Here is a 17,205-nt window from a genome sequence, read left to right on the forward strand (position 1 = left end):
AAACGGTTTCCCGTCCGGAATTGCGTCAAAGCAAACAAGTGCCGGTCGAAAACCGGGAGCCAAAAATGATCAAGGCAACGCCCTTCGACTTCCCTTATGACGGCAGGCTGGTGGCCGAAAACACCGCGCTGATTGTCATCGACCTGCAGCAGGATTTCCTGTCGGCATCAGGCTACTTCGCCAGGCAGGGCTATGACCCTTCGCCGCTAAGAGCCATTCTGCCAACCGTGAGCCGGCTGATATCAGCCGCCCGCAAGGCCGGCGTCAGGATCATCCACACAAGGCAGGGGTATCGGGCTGACATGGCCGACATGACGCCCTACGAGACATGGCGCCGCAAGCGCGCCGGGCTCGAAGGCACCGAAATCCTGCTTCGCTCGGGCCCCGGATTCCAGATCGTTCCGGAAGTCGACGTGGCGCCGCAGGACATCATTGTCGACAAGACCTGCAACAGCGCCTTCACCTATACGGATTTCGAGCTTGTGCTGCGCGCGCAAGGCATCACGCATCTGCTATTTTCCGGATGCACCACGGATGTCTGCGTCCACACCACGCTGCGCGAGGCCTGCGACCGCAATTTCCAATGCCTGACGATTTCGGACGCCTGCGCCAGCGGCGACCAGAAGGCCCACGAAGCCGCGCTTCACATGGTGACGGTCGAAGACGGCGTCTTCGGCGCCCTGGCTGAGTCCGCTGCCGTCATCGAAGGCCTGTCGCGGCTTGGCGACAGGCAGGGAATAAAAGGCTGAGGGCGCTTCAGCCCGCGGCGCGCGCCTCGGGCCTCGCATGAGGCGCATACGCCCCAGGCTGGAATGCGTCTGCCTCGCGACGCGCCAGGGAGTTGCGCAGCAGGGCTATCGTTTCACGGCCGACCGTTGCGATCTCGCGCGGCGTGTCGACGCCGACAATCATGAATTCATCGATCCCGAGAGCGGCATAGGCAAGCAGCGACAGGGCGGCCTGTGCCGGTGGCCCGGACAGGTCGACCGCCTTGTGGCCGGTGGCGGAGGCGCCCTGGTGGATCCTGACTGGAAGCGCAAAGCGCAGCTTGCCCGCCCGGCCGTGCTCGGCGGCGGTACCGCGCACCCGCTCCATCAACTGCCGAACCTCATCGATCGAGCCCGACGCCAGTTCGAAGACATCGGCATGCCGGCCGGCTACTTTGAGCGCCGTTCCGGATTGCCCGCCCATACGGATGACCAGGTCGGCGCCGTGCGGACCCTTGCGCGGCACGTAACCGCCTTTGATGCTGTAGAACGCGCCTTCATGGTCGAACGGCCGGTCGTTCGACCACAGCCGCTTGAGCAGCACCAGATATTCATCGATGCGCTGCCAGATGACGGTGTGCCCGACCGGCCGTGTTTCGGCATCGTCGTCGCTCAGCGGCTCGCTGATCATCCTCAGCGCCAGCCGCCCGCCACTTTTCCTGTCGATCGACGCCAGCTGGCGGGCCGCCACGGTCGGTTCGACCACGCCGGCCCAGTGAGTGAGGACGACTTCCAACGACGAGGTGCGATCGACCACCTGGGCAGCAAGATCCATATTGGTCAGCAACCCGGCCGAATCATCGACGACGATCTTGCGGAAGCCGCCATCCTCGATCAGCCCGAGCTTGGTCGCGGTCTCGGCAAAGTCGTAGAAAAAGGGAACTGCGGCGTCGGCGGTCTTGCTGGGAACATGCGTGAACTCGATCGGCATTGCCATCTCCTCCGTTGTGTCGGGCGCGCGAAAGCGCACCGAGGATTCGGTTCATTCAACTCCGATTGCCTGTAAGCGGTGGGGCAGTTAACCCCGGTCGATCTGACGACTCAGGGAATAAGACCCAGAACAACGGCCCCGGTGAACACAAACGCAAGGGCAAAGACGACATAGGCGAAGGCACCGGCATAGGCCGGGCGAAAGGTCTGGGCATTGGCCAGCCTCTGGCCGTTGCGATCCGTCTGGGCGTTCTGGATATAGGACATATCGACCTCCGTCTCGCCGGTTAATCTATAAAACTTGTAGACTTTGTCGATTGCTATTTTTGGGCGATAGGCAGAATAGTTTTCTCCTAAGCGGCTACAAATTGGTAGCCGCTTGCTGAGAGAGCTCATCTGGGCGATCGATCGACAGGGCACGTCCGTTTCGCCTCTGCGTCTGAATGGACCTATGGCCTTGTCCCCGCTGCAACCCAATTCGTGGATTGGCCGCCCAGAGCGGGCGCGGTAGCATCGCCCAATCAGCAAACACGAAATCGTCTAACTGGGGAGCAGAAAAATGGGCACAAGACTGGCCGGCAAGGTCGCCATCATTTCGGGCGGCGCGACGGGTATGGGTGGGGCGGCCTCGGAGCTGTTCGCCGCCGAAGGCGCCAAGGTGGCGATCATCGACCGCAACGGCGAGGCGGCCGCAGCCACGGCGGCGGCGATACGCGCGCGGGGACACGTGGCCGAAAACTGGGTGGCCGACGTGTCCGACGAAGCCCAGGTCGAAGCGGCGGTGAAAGGGGCGACGGAAAAGCTCGGCCCGGTCACCGTGCTGTTCAACCACGCCGGCACCATCGTGATCAAACCTTTCCTGGAGACGACGGTCCAGGAATGGGACTGGCTGCATGCCGTCAATGTGCGCTCGATGTTCCTGATGACGCGCGCCGTGCTGCCCGGCATGATCGCGGCGGGCGGTGGCTCGATCGTCTGCACCTCGTCGATCTCGGCGGTGGCGGCGACTCCCAACGAAGTGCTCTACGACACCACCAAGGGCGCCTGCCACATGTTCGCGCGCGCCATCGCCGTCGAATTCCGCGACCGCAACATCCGCTGCAACGCGGTCTGTCCCGGCTTCATCCGCACGCCGCACGGCCTGCGCGAGGTCGCCGACCTCGGCAAGCTCGGCGTCGACGTCTCCGACGCGGCACTGGCAGCGCAGCAGGGCCGCATCGGCGAGCCGGAAGAGGTGGCAAGGGCGGCACTTTACCTGGCCAGCGACGAGTCGAGCTTCGTCAACGGCACGCATCTGTTCGTCGACAACGGCTTTACCGCGATGTGAGGCTTTCCAGTATCCAGGTTCTTCGTCCCAGGGACAGCTTGGCGCCCTTCCTCTACCCCGTCGATCGGGGGAGAGGTGTCGAGCGCAGCTCGACGGAGTGGGGTCGACCCTTGGCGCGGTACAGGAAGGTTCCTGCGCCTTGGTCCCCTTTCAATATCCGTTGGCGACGGTTGCCAGGTGGTTCCCCCCACTCCGTCGCTGCTTCGCAGCGCCACCTCTCCCCCCTCCGGAGGGAGAGGAAGGACACCAAGTCCTACCCGTCTACCGCTCCTCGCGTCGAAACGGCTTCAGCAGCGCGGAAGGCGCCACCGCATTGCGCGACATCACCGCCATGGCGACGATGGTGAAGATGAACGGCAGCATCAGGAACGCCTCGTAGGGGATGTGGCCGAGGCCGCTGGCCTGCATGCGCAGCTGCAAGGCATCGACGAAGGCGAACAGCACCGCTGCCCCCGCCGAGCGCCATGGGTCCCAGCGGCCGAAGACGACCAGCGCGATCGCCACCCAGCCACGCCCCGAGACGACGCCGAAGGTGAAGGCATTGAACTGCGCCATCGACAGGAAGGCGCCGGCCAGTCCCATCAGCGCACCACCGAGGATGACCGCCTGGAAGCGTGTGGCGATGACGCTGACACCGGCCGAATCGGCGGCGCGCGGGTTTTCGCCGACCATGCGCACCGACAGGCCCCATGGCGTGCGGTAGAGCACGAAGGCGGCCAGCGGAATGGCCAGGATCGCCATGTAGACCAACGCAAACTGGTTGAACACGGCCGGCCCGAGCACCGGAATATCGGAGAGGACCGGGAGCGGTAGTGTCTGAAAACCCTTGATGTTGGGCGGCACCGACTGCTGGCCGAAGATCAGCCGGTAGAGGAAATAGGCGAGGCCCGACGAGAACAGCGTCACGCCGATGCCGCAGACATGCTGGCTGAGGCCGAGCGCCACGGTGAACAGCGCATGCAGCGCGCCCATCAACATGCCGGTCAGCACGGCCGCCAGCACGCCGAGCCACAGGCTGCCGGTGAGGCTGGCGGCGGTGAAGCCGGTCATCGCCGACAACAGCATGATGCCTTCGATGCCGAGATTGAGCACGCCGGCCCGCTCCGAGAACATTTCGCCCAGCGTCGCGAAAGCCAGCGGCGTGGCAATGCGGATGATCGCGGCCAGGAAGCCGACCTGGAAGATCTGTTCGAACACCGCGCTCATCGGGCAACTCCGACGCGACGGATGCGATAGGCGGTGAACAGCAGCGCCACCAGCATGGCAAGCAATGCGGTGCCCTGGATGACGTCACTGAGGAAGGCGGGCACGCCGGTCGCCCGCGACATCGCCTCGGCGCCGGTCATCACGGCGGCAAGGAAGATCGCCGCCGGCACGACACCAAGCGGGTTGAGCCGCGCCAGCATGGCAACGACGATGCCGGAATACCCGTAGCCCGGCGAGATGTCGCTCATCACCTGAAAGTGCACGCCGCCGACCTCGCCGACCCCGGCCAACCCAGCCAGTGCGCCGGACAGCAGAGCTGTCGAGATCAGCACCCGCTCGACGTGGATGCCGCCATAGCGCGCCGCTTCCGGGTTTTCGCCGGTGACCCTGATGCGGAAGCCGAGCGTCGTGCGCACGATCAGGAACCAGATCAGCGGCGCCGCGATCAGCGCCGCGACGACGCCGAGATGCAGCCTTGTGCCTTCGAGCAGCACCGGAAAATTGGCCGAATCCTCGATCGGCGGCGAGATCGGATAGCCGCTGAAACTATCCTTCCACGGCCCTTCGATCAGCGCCATCAGCGCGTAGTAGATGACCGAGTTGAGCAGCAGCGAACTGACGACATCATCGACCTTGAATTTGACCCGCAGCGTGGCGGGAACAAGCGCCACTGCCGCACCGGCGGCGGCACCGGCCACCGCCATCAAGACCATGGCGAGCGGTCCCGGCATCGGAATGGCGCCGACAAAGCAGCTGGCCACCGCACCGGCCAGCAATTGCCCCTCGGCGCCGATGTTCCAGAATTTTGCCCGGAAAGCGACCGCGACCGCCAGTCCGGTGAAGATCATGGGTGCTGCACGCACCATCGTTTCGGTGATCGCATAGCTGTCGCCCAGCGACGCCGTGAACATCACGCCATAAGCTTCGAGCACGCCCGCGCCGGCCAGCGCAATCAGGCCGCTGCACAAGATGAGCGTTGCTCCGATCGCCACCAGCGGCAAAGCCAGATTGAACCAGGCGGGCGTCGAGGTGCGGACCTCCAGGCGAAACATCAGCTGTGGCCCTCCGCCCCGGTCATCATCAGGCCGAGCCGCGCGATCGTCGCATCCGCGCTGTCGAGCGTGCCGACGATGCGGCCCTCATACATCACCGCGATGCGGTCGCAGAGCACCAGCAGCTCTTCGAGATCCTCGCCGATGACGACGATGCCGCAGCCTTTGGCCCGCATGTCGAGGAATTTTTCGTGGATGAAACGGGCGGCACCGATGTCGAGGCCGCGTGTCGGTTGCGAGACAACAAGCACCTTCGGATCGAAGGCGAGTTCGCGCGCCAACAGCGCCTTCTGCAGATTGCCGCCGGACAGCGCCCCGGCGCGGGTCATCGGCCCGGGGCACCTGATATCATAGGCCTTGATCTGCGCCTCGGCAAAGGCGCGGATCGCATCCGGCTTGAGCAGGCCCCTGTTGCTGAACGCGGCGGTGCCGATGCGCGGCAGCACCATCGAATCGGCCAGCGGCAGGTTGGTGACCAGCCCCGTCGTCATGCGGTCTTCCGGGATGCGGCCAAGACCGAGCGCCTGCACCTCGCGCGGCGAAAACCGCGAGACTTTTTGGCCGGCAATCGTCATCCGGCCGGCATCGGGCACACGTGTCCCGGAGATCACCTCCGCCAGCGCCCGCTGGCCGTTGCCCGACACGCCGGCAATGCCGAGGATTTCGCCGGCGCGGACGGCAAGCGATACGTCGCGCAGCGCAGTGCCGGAATGATGCGAGGTGGAAATGCCGTCGAGCGTCAGCACATCAGCACCTGGCGTCGATGGCCCCCTCGCCGGCGGCACGATCTCGTGGCCGCACATCAGTTGCGCCATTGCGGACGACGTTGTGTTGGCAGGGTCATCGACGCGGCCGGCAACACGGCCATGCCGCAGCACCGTGCAGCGATGCGTCAGCGCTCGCACCTCGTTGAGCTTGTGCGAGATGAAGATGATGCCGAGACCTTGTGCGGCCATTGAGCGCAACGCCGAAAACAGCCCGTCGACCTCGCTTGGCGCCAGAACCGCCGTCGGTTCGTCGAGGATCAGCAGCCTGGCGCCACGAAACAGCGCCTTGACGATTTCGAGCCGCTGCTGTTCGCCAACCGACAGCGCCGAGACCGGAAGGCCCGGGTCAAGCGTCAGCCCATGCTGCCGGCCGATCTCTGCCAACCGCGCCAGCCCTCCGGCGCGGTCGACCCGGCCTGTCTTGCCGGGAATGCCGATCAGAAGGTTTTCCAGCACAGTCAGCCGCGGCGCGAGGTGAAAATGCTGGTGCACCATGCCGATGCCGGCGGCCAGCGCATCGGCCGAACTGGTGATCCGCACCTTCTGGCCCTGGATGAGAATCTCGCCGGCGTCGGGGGCATAGGCGCCGAACAGCACATTCATCAGCGTCGTCTTGCCGGCGCCATTCTCGCCCAGCAGCCCGAGGATCTCGCCGGGTGCCACGCTGAGATCGACGGCCTCGTTCGCCTTGACGGCGCCGAAGCTCTTGGTGATGCCACGCATTTCGATGAGGGGGGCGGGCGGCGGCAAAGGGCATTTCCCGTTGAGAGGTGGCGTTGAAGCGGCTCCTCACCCTCCCCCTTGTGGGGAGCGTCGGCTTACGATCGCAGCGAAGCGAAGATCGTGAGACGGGGTGGGGGGCGGCGCCGAAGACCCCCACCCCGCTCCGCTTCGCGGATCGACCCTCCCCCCAAGGGGGAGGGTGGAAGAAATCAATCCGAAACCGGCGTATTCTCATCCACGTCGACGCGGAAATTGCCTTCGAGGATTTCGGCCTTCTTCTTCTCGACCAGCTCCTTGACGTCCGCCGGCAGCGTCTTGTCGAACTTGTGGTAGGGCGCCAGATGCGAGCCGCCCTTGGCCATGCGCGAGAAATCGCCATAGTCCTGCGCGGTGAAGACGCCGGCCCTGACCAGTTTGATCGCCTGCTCGACCGTTGGATACATGTCCCAGACCGGGCCGGTGATGACCGTGTCGGGGCCGAGGCTCGACTGGTCGGACATGTTGGAGATGGCGAGGATCTTCTTGTCCACCGCCGCTTCGATGACGCCGAAGCGCTCGGCATAGATGACGTCGACACCGGCGTCGATCTGCGCGACCGCCGCTTCCTTGGCCTTGGGCGGATCGAAGAAGGAGCCGATGAAGGCGACCTTCTTCTTGATGTTCGGGTTGACCTCCTTGGCGCCGGCAAAGAAGGCGTTGACCAGCCGGTTCACTTCCGGAATGCCCATCGCCGCGACGGCGCCGATCGTGCCCGACTTCGACATCTTGCCGGCGATCAGCCCGGAGAGATAGGCCGGCTCGTGGATCCAGTTGTCGAAGACGCCGAAATTGGGTTCCGCCGGCCCGGCGCCGGAGCCGAACAGCCAGGCGGTCTTCGGGAATTGCTTGGCGGTGCGGCGCGATTCACGCTCGGCAGCGAAGGCATCGCCCAGCACCAGCTCATAGCCGCCTTGCGCATATTCGCGCATGACGCGGCTAAAATCGGCGGTCTGCACCTTCTCGGACCATTTGTATTCGATGCCGAGTTCCTTCTCGGCCTTCTGCAAGGCGACATGGATCTGGTTGTCCCATGGCTCCTCGATCGGCGTGGCGAAGATCGCCGCCACCTTCAGCTTCTTGTCGGCCGCGAAGGCGGCGCCCGGCAATATCGCCGCAGCCAGGCCAAGCGCGCCCAGCTCCAGCACGTTGCGTCGCGAAAGCTCTTCGCGTTTTATCTGCGATTTATTGTTTCGGTTTTCCATTGCATTCCCCTCTGTTCGACAGCCGTGTCGAGCCGGCTGTTCGTGAAAATGTCAGACGGGGAACTATGGAACGGGTCTGGACTTTTGTCCACGTGGTCAAATTTGACCGCGCACCGGATTCTTGATCTTAGCCGGCCGAGAGTGGGGTGCCGGTCAGGCCCGTTCGAGCGCGATCGCGATGCCCTGGCCGACGCCGATGCACATGGTTGCCAGGCCATAGCGGCCACCACGCTCGCGCAGCTCCAGCGCCGCAGTGCCGGATATGCGGGCACCCGACATGCCCAAGGGATGGCCAAGCGCGATGGCGCCGCCATTCGGGTTGACGTGCGGCGCATCCTCGGGAATGCCGAGCTGGCGCAGCACGGCGATGCCTTGCGAGGCAAAGGCTTCGTTGAGTTCGATGACATCGAACTGTTTTGGTGTCAGGCCAAGCCGCGCGCAGAGTTTTTGCGTCGCCGGCACCGGGCCGATGCCCATGATGCGCGGCGCCACACCTGCGGCGGCCCCGCCGAGGATGCGGGCGATCGGCGTCAGGCCGTATGTCTTCACCGCCGCCTCGGAAGCGACGATCAGCGCCGCCGCCCCGTCATTGACGCCGGAGGCATTGCCTGCCGTCACCGTGCCGCCTTGCCGGAACGGCGTCGGCAGCTTGGCCAGCGCCTCGACCGTTGAGCCCGCGCGCGGATGCTCATCCTTCGAGATGACCACCGGATCGCCCTTGCGCTGCGGGATCGTCACCTCTGTGATTTCCTTCGCCAGCCGGCCATTGGCTTGGGCAGCGACCGCCTTCTCCTGGCTGCGCACGGCAAAGGCATCCTGGGTCGCGCGGGAGATGGCGAACTCTTCCGCGACATTCTCGCCGGTCTCCGGCATCGAATCGACGCCATACTGCTTCTTCATCAGCGGGTTGACGAAGCGCCAGCCGATGGTGGTGTCGTAAATCTCGGCATTGCGCGAGAACGCCGTGTCGGCCTTGGGCATGACGAAGGGCGCCCGGCTCATCGATTCGACACCGCCCGCGATCATCAATTCCGCCTCGCCGGCCTTGATGGCGCGCGCGGCAATGGTCAGCGCATCCATGCCCGAGCCGCACAGGCGGTTGACGGTCGAACCCGGGATCTCCTTCGGCAAGCCTGCCAGCAGCAGCGCCATGCGCGCCACGTTGCGGTTGTCCTCGCCGGCCTGGTTGGCACAGCCATAGACGACGTCGTCGACAGCCTGCCAGTCGATGCCGGGATTGCGCTCGACCAATGCCCTCAGCGGTATCGCGCCAAGATCGTCGGCACGCACCGAAGACAGAGAGCCACCGAAGCGGCCGATCGGCGTGCGGATATAGTCGCAGATATAGGCCTCGGCCATGTCATGCAGCCTTTGCTTTTCCGGTTCCCTCATGCGCCGCCTTGGTGCGGGCCTGCAGGTCACGCAATGTCTTGAGTTCGAGTTCGCTTGGCGCCGGCGTTTCGTCAAGTGCGGCGGCGAACTTAACCACCCAGCCACAGCTCTCCTGCACCTGCTGGCGGGTGACGCCCGGATGCAGCGACACGACGGTGAATTCCTTGGTCACCGGATCCGGCTTCCAGATGGCGAGATCGGTGATCAGCAAGGTCGGGCCGGCGGTGTCGATGCCAAGCCGTTTGCGATGATCGCCGCCTTCGCCATGGCCGAAGGAGGTGAAGAAGTCGATCTTTTCGACCATGCCGCGCTTGGTCTGCGCCATGGTAATGTAGATCTCCTTCGACGACGTCGCGATCTCCGGCGCGCCGCCGCCGCCGGGCAGCCGGGTCTTGGGATGAAAATAGTCGCCGATGACGGTGGTGTTGATGTTGCCGAACTTGTCGAGCTGCGCCGCACCGAGGAAGCCTATCGAGATGCGGCCGCCCTGCAGCCAGTAGCGGAACATCTCCGGCACCGCGACGGTGGTGACCGCGGTCTCGCACAATTCGCCATCGCCGATCGACAGCGGCAGCACGTCAGGTGCAGTGCCGATCGTGCCGCTCTCATAAATCAAGGTGATATCAGGCGCATGCGTCAGCCGCGCCACATTGCAGGCGGCGGATGGCGCGCCGATGCCGACGAAGCAGACATCGTCATTCCGCAGCGCGCGGCTGGCGGCGATGGTCATCATCTCGTTGGGGGTAAAGCCCAGTTCGCTCATGCCGCTTTCCTCAGATGCTCGACACGTACCGCGAAATCGTCGGCGCTCTTCTCCATGACGTTGGCCTGCATCCACGCCTGGAATTTCTCGCGGTCGGCGGCGATCTCGTCCCATTCCAGATAGGCGGTATTGTCGCGCGCATAATAGCCGTGCGCGTAGGACGGATGCGAGCCGCCGGGCACGACCGATATCGCCGCAATCGTCCAGCGCGGCAGCACGGTCAGATTGGGGTGCAGATCGTCGAAATTGTCGACCACTTCCTCCACCGTCACCACCGCGCGTTTGGCCGCCAGCACCGCTTCCTTCTGGATGCCGATAATGCCTTCGACCAGCACATTGCCTTTTCTGTCGGCCTTCTGGGCATGGATGAAGGTGACGTCCGGCCGGATCGAAGGCACGGCCGCCAGCACCTCGCCGGTGAAGGGACAGGTCACCGACTTGATGTTCGGGTTGACCGCCGCCAGCCCAGCGCCGCGATAGCCGCGAAACACCGCACATGGCAGGCCGGCAGCGCCTGCCTCATAGGCGTTGGCCATGCCGGCATGGCTGTGTTCCTCGATTTCGAGTGAGCGCGGAAACCCATTCTCGATGGCGTCGCGGGCGCGGCGCAGCAGGCCGACGCCGGGATTGCCGACATAGGAGAAGACGATTTTCTTCGCCATGCCCATGCCGATCATCTGGTCGTAGATCAGGTCCGGCGTCATGCGGATCAGGGTCAGGTCGCGAAACCCCTGGCGAATCGCCTCATGCGCCGCCGCCGTCGGGATCAGATGGGTGAAACCCTCGAAGGCAACCGTGTCGCCATCGTTCAAATTCTCCGCAACGGCCTGTTTGAGCGGCAGGAACTTGACCATCGCATCGGCTCCGGGTTTTCAGAAAGTTCGTATTGCGAACATATGTTTTGTATGCGATACTTTCTACGCTGAGCGAAGGCGTGGAGTCAATCCTGACCCGATGCCGTTCCGCGGAGACAAGATGGACGAAGAAGCTGTTTCCCGTGATCATGTCGGCTCGCTTGAACGCGGCCTTGCCGTCATGGAGATTCTGGCCCGGCACCCCTCGGGCATGACGTTGACCGAAATGGCCGAAGCGGCGGACCTGACCCGCGCCGGCGCCCGCCGCTTCCTGTTGACGCTCACCGCCACCGGCTACGCCAGCCAGGCCGGCCGCGTGTTTTCGCTTTCGCCGCGCCTGCTGACGGTTGCCCGCACCTGGCTCGGCGGTGCATCGCTCTGGAGCTTCGCCGCACCCATCATGCGCTCTGTCGCGACACAGCTGAACGAGGCCTGCTCGGCGGCGATCCTGTCGGGTGAGGATGTCGTCTATGTCGCTCGTATTCCCGGCCGTCGCATCCTCAGCGTGTCGCTCGATGTCGGCACCAGGCTGCCGGCCTATTGCACCTCGATGGGACGGATCCTGCTTGCTGGTCTGACATCAGATGAACTCGAGACATTTCTCGGTCAGGCGACCATCGAGAGGCGGACGCCAAAGACGATCACCAATGTCAGGCTGCTGGCCGACGCCATCGGCATGGCGAAGGCCGACGGCTTTGCCATCGTCGATGAGGAACTGGAGCTCGGCCTGCGCTCGATCGCCGTGCCGATCCGCGACCGCGCAGGATGCACGGTCGCGGCAATCAACGTCTCGACCCAGTCGGCGCGTTTTTCGGTGGCGGAGATGGAGCGGGAGATTCTGCCGGTGCTGGCAGAGGCCAGGCAGCGCATCGAGGATTTCTTCGTGGTTTAGGAGGCCATCAATGACAGAGTCTTCGCCGCCAGCGGGACAGCACCCCCCTCTGGCCTGCCGGCCATCTCCCCCGCAAGGAGGGAGATCAGCTGTTATCTCGGCTTTCGCCAATCTACACCGTTGTAGGGTGAGCGCAGCGCTGAACCTGCCAATCTCCCCCCTTGCGGGGGAGATGTCCGGCAGGACAGAGGGGGGTGTGAAGGATCGCGACGGTACTATTCTGCACCGTCGCACTCCCGGACGAAGACGAAGCCCTCAATGCTTGATCCGATCCCTCATCGCGTACCACAGCATGCCCAGCACATAGAGCGGCCCACGCAGCGCCGTGCCGCCGGGGAACGGCATCGGCGTCAGCGTCGAGAACAGGTCGAGCCGCGAGGCGTCACCCGTGATCGCCTCCGCCAGGAGCTTGCCGGACAGCGTCGACAGGATGACGCCCTTGCCGGAATAGCCATGCGCGAAATAGACCTCGCCATAGTGCCCGACATGCGGCAGCCGCGACGTCGTCACCGACACCAGCCCACCCCAAGCGTGATCGATGCGGCAGCCCTGAAGTTGCGGAAAGGTCTTTTCCATGTGCGGCCGCACGAAGCCGGCAATGTCGGCCGGCGGTGACGGCGTGTAGCGTTCGCCGCCGCCGAACAGCAGGCGTCCATCCGCCGACATCCGGTAGTAGTTGACGACGAAGCGGGTATCGGAGACCGCGACATTGGCCGGAATGACGTTGCGTTTGCCCTCCAGCGGCTCGGTGGCGATGATGTAGTTGCCGACCGGCATGATGCGGCTGTTGACGCGCGGCTCCAGCCCATTGAGCAACGCGTCACCCGCCAGCACGACATGCCTGGGCCGAACCGAACCCTTTGATGTCGAGACCCGGATCGAAGGCTCGCGCTCGAGCCGCACGGCAACCGAATTCTCGTGGATGGTGACGCCGGCAGCGATCGCGGCGCGGGCGAGGCCGAGCGTGTAGTTGAGCGGGTGCATGTGGCCGCCGAGCGGCTCATACATCGCGCCGTGATAGGGCGTGTCGACCTTGCTGCGGGCTTCCGCCGCCGACAGGATTTCGGCATGCGGGAACTTCATCACCGTGGCCAGGCACTCGGCCTCTTCCTCGAGATCTTTGAGATCGGAGCCGTTGACCGCGCCGACCAAATGGCCGGTCAGCCTGAGATCGCAATCGATGGCATGGCGCTCGATGATATCGAGCACCAGCCCGCGTGCCTCGAAGGCAAGATCGAACAGCACCTTTGCCCGCTCAGGTCCATAGAGCTTGACCAGTCCCTTGGCGCCCTTGCGCAGGCCGGGGATCATCTGGCCGCCATTGCGGCCCGATGCGCCCCAGCCGATCTTGCCGCCTTCGAGCAGCACCACTTTCAGGCCGCGCTCGGCGGCGTGAAGGGCAGCTGACAGGCCGGTGCAGCCGCCGCCGACCACCACCAAGTCGGCGTCGACATCGCCCTGCAGGGCAGGATGGTCCGGCGACGGATTTGCCGTCGCGACATAATAGGATTTGCCGATATCCAAACCGGAATTAAAGCCCTCGGAATTGAACCCCATCATTACACCTTGAGCAGCAGGTGGTCGCGTTCCCAGCTCGTCACCACGCCCTGGAACAAGTCGAGCTCGACGCTCTTGACGCGCAGATAGGTCTGGAAGAAATCCTCGCCGAGCAGTTGCCGCACCGGGTCGCAAGCCTCGAAACGGTCCAGCGCCTCCTCCATGGTTTTCGGCAACGTGCTCTTGACCTTGTAAGCATTACCCGAGGCTTCGGGCGACCGCGCCAGTTTCTGTTCAACGCCGAGATAGCCGGCAAGCAGCGAGCCGGCGATCGCCAGATAGGGATTGGAATCCGCACCCGGCAGCCTGTTCTCCACCCGCCGCGCGGCGCGGCCGCCGGCCGGCACGCGCAGCCCGCAGGAACGGTTGTCATGCGACCATTCGATGTTAGCCGGCGCGCTGTGGTTCGGCCTTATGCGGCGGAACGAGTTCACGTTGGGCGCAAACAGCGGCATGATTTCCGGGACGTATTTCTGCAGGCCGCCGATGAAATGGCCGAACATCTCCGTGTCGGCATCGTCGCTGCCGGCAAACAGCGTCTTGCCGGCCTCGTCGATGATGGACATGTGCAGATGCATCGAGCTTCCCGCCTGTGCAGCGATCGGCTTGGCCATGAAGGTCGCATGCATGCCGCTCTGCTGTGCAGCCTGACGCGTCAGCCGCTTGAACAGCAGCACCTTGTCGGCCAGCGGCAGCGCGTCGCCATGCAGGAAGTTGATCTCAAGCTGCGCCGTGCCCGATTCATGGATCAGCGTGTCGAGCGGCAATCCGGCCGCTGCCGCGTAGTCGTAGATGCGGCGGATCACCGGCTCGAACTCCTCGAGTGCGGCCATATCATAGGGATGCTGCACGGTCTCGGCTCGGCCATTGGCACCGACCGGCGCGGTCAGCGGGCGGTCGGGATCGGGATTGGGCGCGGTCAGATAGAATTCCACCTCCGGCGCCACCACCGCTCGCCAGCCGCGCTTGGCATAGAGATCGAGCACGGCCCGCAGCACATGACGCGGCGAGGCCATCCATGGCCGGCCGTCCATGTGGAACGCATCGGCAAAGACATAGGCCTTGTCAGCGCCGGCACCAGGCGCCAGACAGAGCGTCGAAACGTCGGGCACCATGCGCATGTCCGGGTCCGAATAAGCGAAACCCTCGTCGATCGAGCCGGAATAACGGCCGTCGATGCTGACCAGGAAAGCGCTGCTCGGCAGATAGAGCGCGCGGTCCTCCAGCGCATTGAGGAATTTGGCCGTCGGCAAGGCCTTGCCGCGCAGCACGCCGTTCATGTCGGGCACCAGGCACTCGACCTCGTTGATGCCGTGCTGGGCCAGCCAGGTCTTTGGATCGTTGCTGCTGGAGAGCGAGGTATTCGTCGTGATTTTGTCAGGCATTTCGTTCATGTCCGTATCAGAGAGAGTATGGCTTGCGCGGCCACATCCGTTCCGGGTTTCAGCGCCATCTGGGCTGCATTGTCCCTGAGGCGGGCGCGCATGGCATCGTCGGCCAGCAGGCCGAGAATGGCGTTCTCCAATACTCCTTCGGTCCAGGCGTCGCGGCCGATATGGTCACCGACGCCGGTTTCTCCGGCGCGGCGCGCATTGTCGTGTCCGTCCCAGCAATAGGGCATGATCAGCGACGGCACGCCGAAGCGCAGCGCTTCGCAAAAACTGTTGTTGCCGCCGTGATGGATGAACAGGTCCGACTTCGCCACCACCGAGGGCTGTGGAAACCAGGCGTCGAGATAGACGTTGTCGGGCACCGCGCGATAGGCGTCGCGCAGGCCGCCGACATTGACGATGAAGCGCGCCGGAAGCCTGTCGAACACCGCCAGCATCCGCTCGATCAGCCCGACATCCATGGCGCCGAGGCTGCCGAAGCTGACATAGACCAGCGGCCCACTATTGCGCGGAAAAACCGGCACCTCGAATGGACCTTCCGAACGCACGCAGCCTTCGAGATAGACGAAGCGCGTGGGGTCGAGCGGCTCGGCGCGCTCGCGGCGCACGATCGTCGGCGTCAGCAGCAAATTGAGGTCGGGCGACGTCTCCAGGAACAGGCCCTTCGGCAGCGGCGCCAAGCCGGCATCCGCCCGAAAGCGGTTGAAGCGGTCATGCGCCGGTGCTGAGGCGCTGAGATAGCGGGCCTCGAACGCCGCGCGTTGCGGGTCATCCACGCCAAGCCCCGACAGATAGGGCGGCACCTCAGCGTCCGGTAGCTCGGTCTCGGCGCAGGAGACGACGCGCACCCAGGGACAGCCGGCGGCGGCGATCGCCGGGAACATGATGACGTTGTCGAGCACCACCGCATCCGGCTTCAGCCGCGCCAGCAATTGGCGCAGCGGCGCCTCCGCATTGACGGCTGTGTCGACAATCGCTTGCCACGTCGGCGCGACATAGGTTTCCAGCTGGTCGATCGGGCTCAGCCTGAAATGCGGCAGGTGCCTGCGCACGAAGGCCTGCCAGTAGCTCTGGCGTTCGCTGTCGCTCAGCGGCTCGTCGGTCGGCAGCTGGTATTCCTGGAAACCATAGTCGGCAAAGACGCCGGAGAAGCCGGCATGACAGATGAAGACGGGCCGGGCGCCTCTCGCGCGCAGCGCCTGCGCGATGCCGACGCAATTCAACGCCGCGCCGAAACTGGCTTCGGGGAACAGCGCGACGGTCGGGCTGGCTTTACGCGTCAATTAATCCTCGTCATTCCGGCCGGCTGATCATGCCGAACAGCGCGGGAGCCCCGCGGCTGGCCGCTTGTGGTCGCTGGTTGCGGGAGAGCCGCAGATGAATGCGAAGCAGATCGGCAGCCACCTCATACTGCCGGCTTTCAAGATGGTCGAGTATAACAAGGTGTTCGCGCAGCGATTGCCGCAACCGGAAGACGTTGACACCGGCATAGATGCCCGGCAGCCGGCGCAGCCTGAGGTGATCGGACAGCGCGTCGGTAATGAAGCGGTTGGCGCAGCCCTCGGCGAGCATGCCGTGAAAATCGATGTCCAGCCGCTGGAACTCGCGCGTGTCGAAGGCGGCGTCGGGCAGCGCCAACAGCGCTTCCATGCCCTGGCGCAACGCCGCGGCGCGTGCGCCGTCCAGCCGGAACCCAGGCGTCAGGATGGCGGCGGGCTCCAGCAGCAGGCGGAACTCATAGCTGTCGCCTTGTGCCTCCGGATCGTCGGGCGCGCGCCGAAACAGCCAGGACTGACCAGGCGCACGGTCCAGCAGATTCTCTTCGGTCAGTTTGTTCAACGCTTTTAGTACCGTCTTTCGCTCAGCACTGTACCGCCGCATCAACCCTGCGGCGGTCACCGTCTGGTCCAGCCGCCGTGCCGACCGGTCGCGCAGAATCGCCTCGGCCAGTTCGTCCTCCTCGGCGGCGGGCAGTTCGGCGGCAACGGAAGCCTGCGCGGTGAGGTCGATCGCCAGGTGATAGCCCGAGGCCGCCTCCCAGCGCACGACGCCCCGCTCCGCGAGCAGGCCGAGCGCCGCCCGCACCGGGGTTCGCGAAACATTGCATAGCGAGGCGATCTGCTGTTCCGGCAGCCGTGCGCCGGGCTCGAAGCCGCGCTGCCGCGCCACATCCAGGATGCGCTGAGCCAGATCGAGATGGTTGGTGCGAGGTCGTCGGGCTGCGGCTTGCATGACTGGTCTCGTGAACGGACGTGACCGCAGGATTGACCGATCGCCAGCGCGGACGCAATCGGCCAGATTCCTCGGTCGTTTGACAAATTATGGATTGACGTACTTTTTTCT

The 17,205-nt window shown here is 64.6% G+C and carries 16 protein-coding genes; 3 read left to right on the plus strand and 13 right to left on the minus strand.

Going from position 1 to position 17,205, the window contains the following annotated elements; all coding sequences use genetic code 11:
• The first annotated feature begins 65 nt into the window (after positions 1 to 65).
• A complete protein-coding gene (locus ACFOJ9_RS31905; protein WP_378985073.1) occupies positions 66 to 749 on the plus strand; it encodes a cysteine hydrolase family protein in 684 nt (227 codons plus the stop codon).
• Positions 750 to 756: 7 nt separating this feature from the next.
• Here the strand turns inward: ACFOJ9_RS31905 and ACFOJ9_RS31910 are convergent, their stop codons facing one another.
• Together ACFOJ9_RS31910 and ACFOJ9_RS31915 are read right to left on the minus strand one after the other, a co-directional pair.
• Positions 757 to 1,698 carry an LLM class flavin-dependent oxidoreductase gene (locus ACFOJ9_RS31910; RefSeq protein ID WP_378985075.1) on the minus strand — a complete coding sequence of 314 codons (942 nt, stop codon included), beginning with the start codon at positions 1,696 to 1,698 and terminating at the stop codon, positions 757 to 759.
• Positions 1,699 to 1,808: 110 nt separating this feature from the next.
• Positions 1,809 to 1,964 (minus strand): hypothetical protein, encoded by a 156-nt coding sequence (locus ACFOJ9_RS31915; protein ID WP_352866152.1) that lies wholly within the window; start codon positions 1,962 to 1,964, stop codon positions 1,809 to 1,811.
• A 292-nt stretch (positions 1,965 to 2,256) separates the two neighbouring features.
• On the opposite strand from ACFOJ9_RS31915, the gene ACFOJ9_RS31920 reads away from it, so the two are divergent.
• A complete protein-coding gene (locus tag ACFOJ9_RS31920; protein WP_378985077.1) occupies positions 2,257 to 3,024 on the plus strand; it encodes an SDR family NAD(P)-dependent oxidoreductase in 768 nt (255 codons plus the stop codon).
• 261 nt (positions 3,025 to 3,285) lie between these two features.
• Here ACFOJ9_RS31920 and ACFOJ9_RS31925 read toward each other — a convergent pair whose 3' ends face one another.
• The 7 genes from ACFOJ9_RS31925 to ACFOJ9_RS31955 form a co-directional block, all read right to left on the minus strand.
• Positions 3,286 to 4,230: an ABC transporter permease gene (locus ACFOJ9_RS31925; protein ID WP_378985079.1), complete on the minus strand. Its 945-nt coding sequence runs from the start codon at positions 4,228 to 4,230 to the stop codon at positions 3,286 to 3,288.
• Positions 4,227 to 5,282 carry an ABC transporter permease gene (locus tag ACFOJ9_RS31930; RefSeq protein ID WP_378985081.1) on the minus strand — a complete coding sequence of 352 codons (1,056 nt, stop codon included), beginning with the start codon at positions 5,280 to 5,282 and terminating at the stop codon, positions 4,227 to 4,229. Before ACFOJ9_RS31930 ends, ACFOJ9_RS31925 begins: the two co-directional genes overlap by 4 nt.
• Positions 5,282 to 6,772: an ABC transporter ATP-binding protein gene (locus ACFOJ9_RS31935; RefSeq protein ID WP_378988177.1), complete on the minus strand. Its 1,491-nt coding sequence runs from the start codon at positions 6,770 to 6,772 to the stop codon at positions 5,282 to 5,284. The genes ACFOJ9_RS31930 and ACFOJ9_RS31935 overlap by 1 nt, the downstream gene beginning before the upstream one ends.
• A 209-nt stretch (positions 6,773 to 6,981) precedes the next feature.
• Positions 6,982 to 8,013, minus strand: coding sequence for a BMP family protein (locus tag ACFOJ9_RS31940; protein ID WP_378985083.1), 1,032 nt, complete (start codon positions 8,011 to 8,013; stop codon positions 6,982 to 6,984).
• Between the two features lie 153 nt (positions 8,014 to 8,166).
• On the minus strand, positions 8,167 to 9,372 hold the full coding sequence (gene pcaF, locus ACFOJ9_RS31945; protein ID WP_378988180.1) for a 3-oxoadipyl-CoA thiolase: 1,206 nt from the start codon (positions 9,370 to 9,372) through the stop codon (positions 8,167 to 8,169).
• 1 nt (position 9,373) lies between these two features.
• Positions 9,374 to 10,168, minus strand: a complete 795-nt coding sequence (locus ACFOJ9_RS31950) for a CoA-transferase subunit beta (protein ID WP_378985085.1) — start codon at positions 10,166 to 10,168, stop codon at positions 9,374 to 9,376.
• Positions 10,165 to 11,022, minus strand: coding sequence for a CoA transferase subunit A (locus ACFOJ9_RS31955; protein WP_378985087.1), 858 nt, complete (start codon positions 11,020 to 11,022; stop codon positions 10,165 to 10,167). Before ACFOJ9_RS31955 ends, ACFOJ9_RS31950 begins: the two co-directional genes overlap by 4 nt.
• Positions 11,023 to 11,143: 121 nt before the next feature.
• On the opposite strand from ACFOJ9_RS31955, the gene ACFOJ9_RS31960 reads away from it, so the two are divergent.
• Complete coding sequence (locus tag ACFOJ9_RS31960; protein ID WP_378985089.1) at positions 11,144 to 11,914, plus strand: IclR family transcriptional regulator domain-containing protein; 771 nt, start codon at positions 11,144 to 11,146, stop codon at positions 11,912 to 11,914.
• Positions 11,915 to 12,169: 255 nt separating this feature from the next.
• Here ACFOJ9_RS31960 and ACFOJ9_RS31965 read toward each other — a convergent pair whose 3' ends face one another.
• The 4 genes from ACFOJ9_RS31965 to ACFOJ9_RS31980 are packed head-to-tail and all read right to left on the minus strand — an operon-like array spanning position 12,170 to position 17,094.
• Positions 12,170 to 13,471 carry an NAD(P)/FAD-dependent oxidoreductase gene (locus ACFOJ9_RS31965; RefSeq protein ID WP_378985091.1) on the minus strand — a complete coding sequence of 434 codons (1,302 nt, stop codon included), beginning with the start codon at positions 13,469 to 13,471 and terminating at the stop codon, positions 12,170 to 12,172.
• Positions 13,472 to 13,473: 2 nt separating this feature from the next.
• The gene (locus ACFOJ9_RS31970) at positions 13,474 to 14,856 is read right to left on the minus strand and encodes a glutamine synthetase family protein (RefSeq protein ID WP_378985093.1); all 1,383 of its coding nucleotides are present in this window, start codon (positions 14,854 to 14,856) and stop codon (positions 13,474 to 13,476) included.
• 5 nt (positions 14,857 to 14,861) lie between these two features.
• Positions 14,862 to 16,145, minus strand: coding sequence for a glycosyltransferase (locus ACFOJ9_RS31975; protein ID WP_378985095.1), 1,284 nt, complete (start codon positions 16,143 to 16,145; stop codon positions 14,862 to 14,864).
• A 10-nt stretch (positions 16,146 to 16,155) separates the two neighbouring features.
• A complete protein-coding gene (locus tag ACFOJ9_RS31980) occupies positions 16,156 to 17,094 on the minus strand; it encodes a GntR family transcriptional regulator (RefSeq protein ID WP_378985097.1) in 939 nt (312 codons plus the stop codon).
• Between the last annotated feature and the right edge of the window lie 111 nt (positions 17,095 to 17,205).

The sequence above is a fragment of the Mesorhizobium cantuariense genome, from assembly GCF_042647205.1.
Taxonomy (GTDB): Bacteria; Pseudomonadota; Alphaproteobacteria; order Rhizobiales; family Rhizobiaceae; genus Mesorhizobium; species Mesorhizobium cantuariense.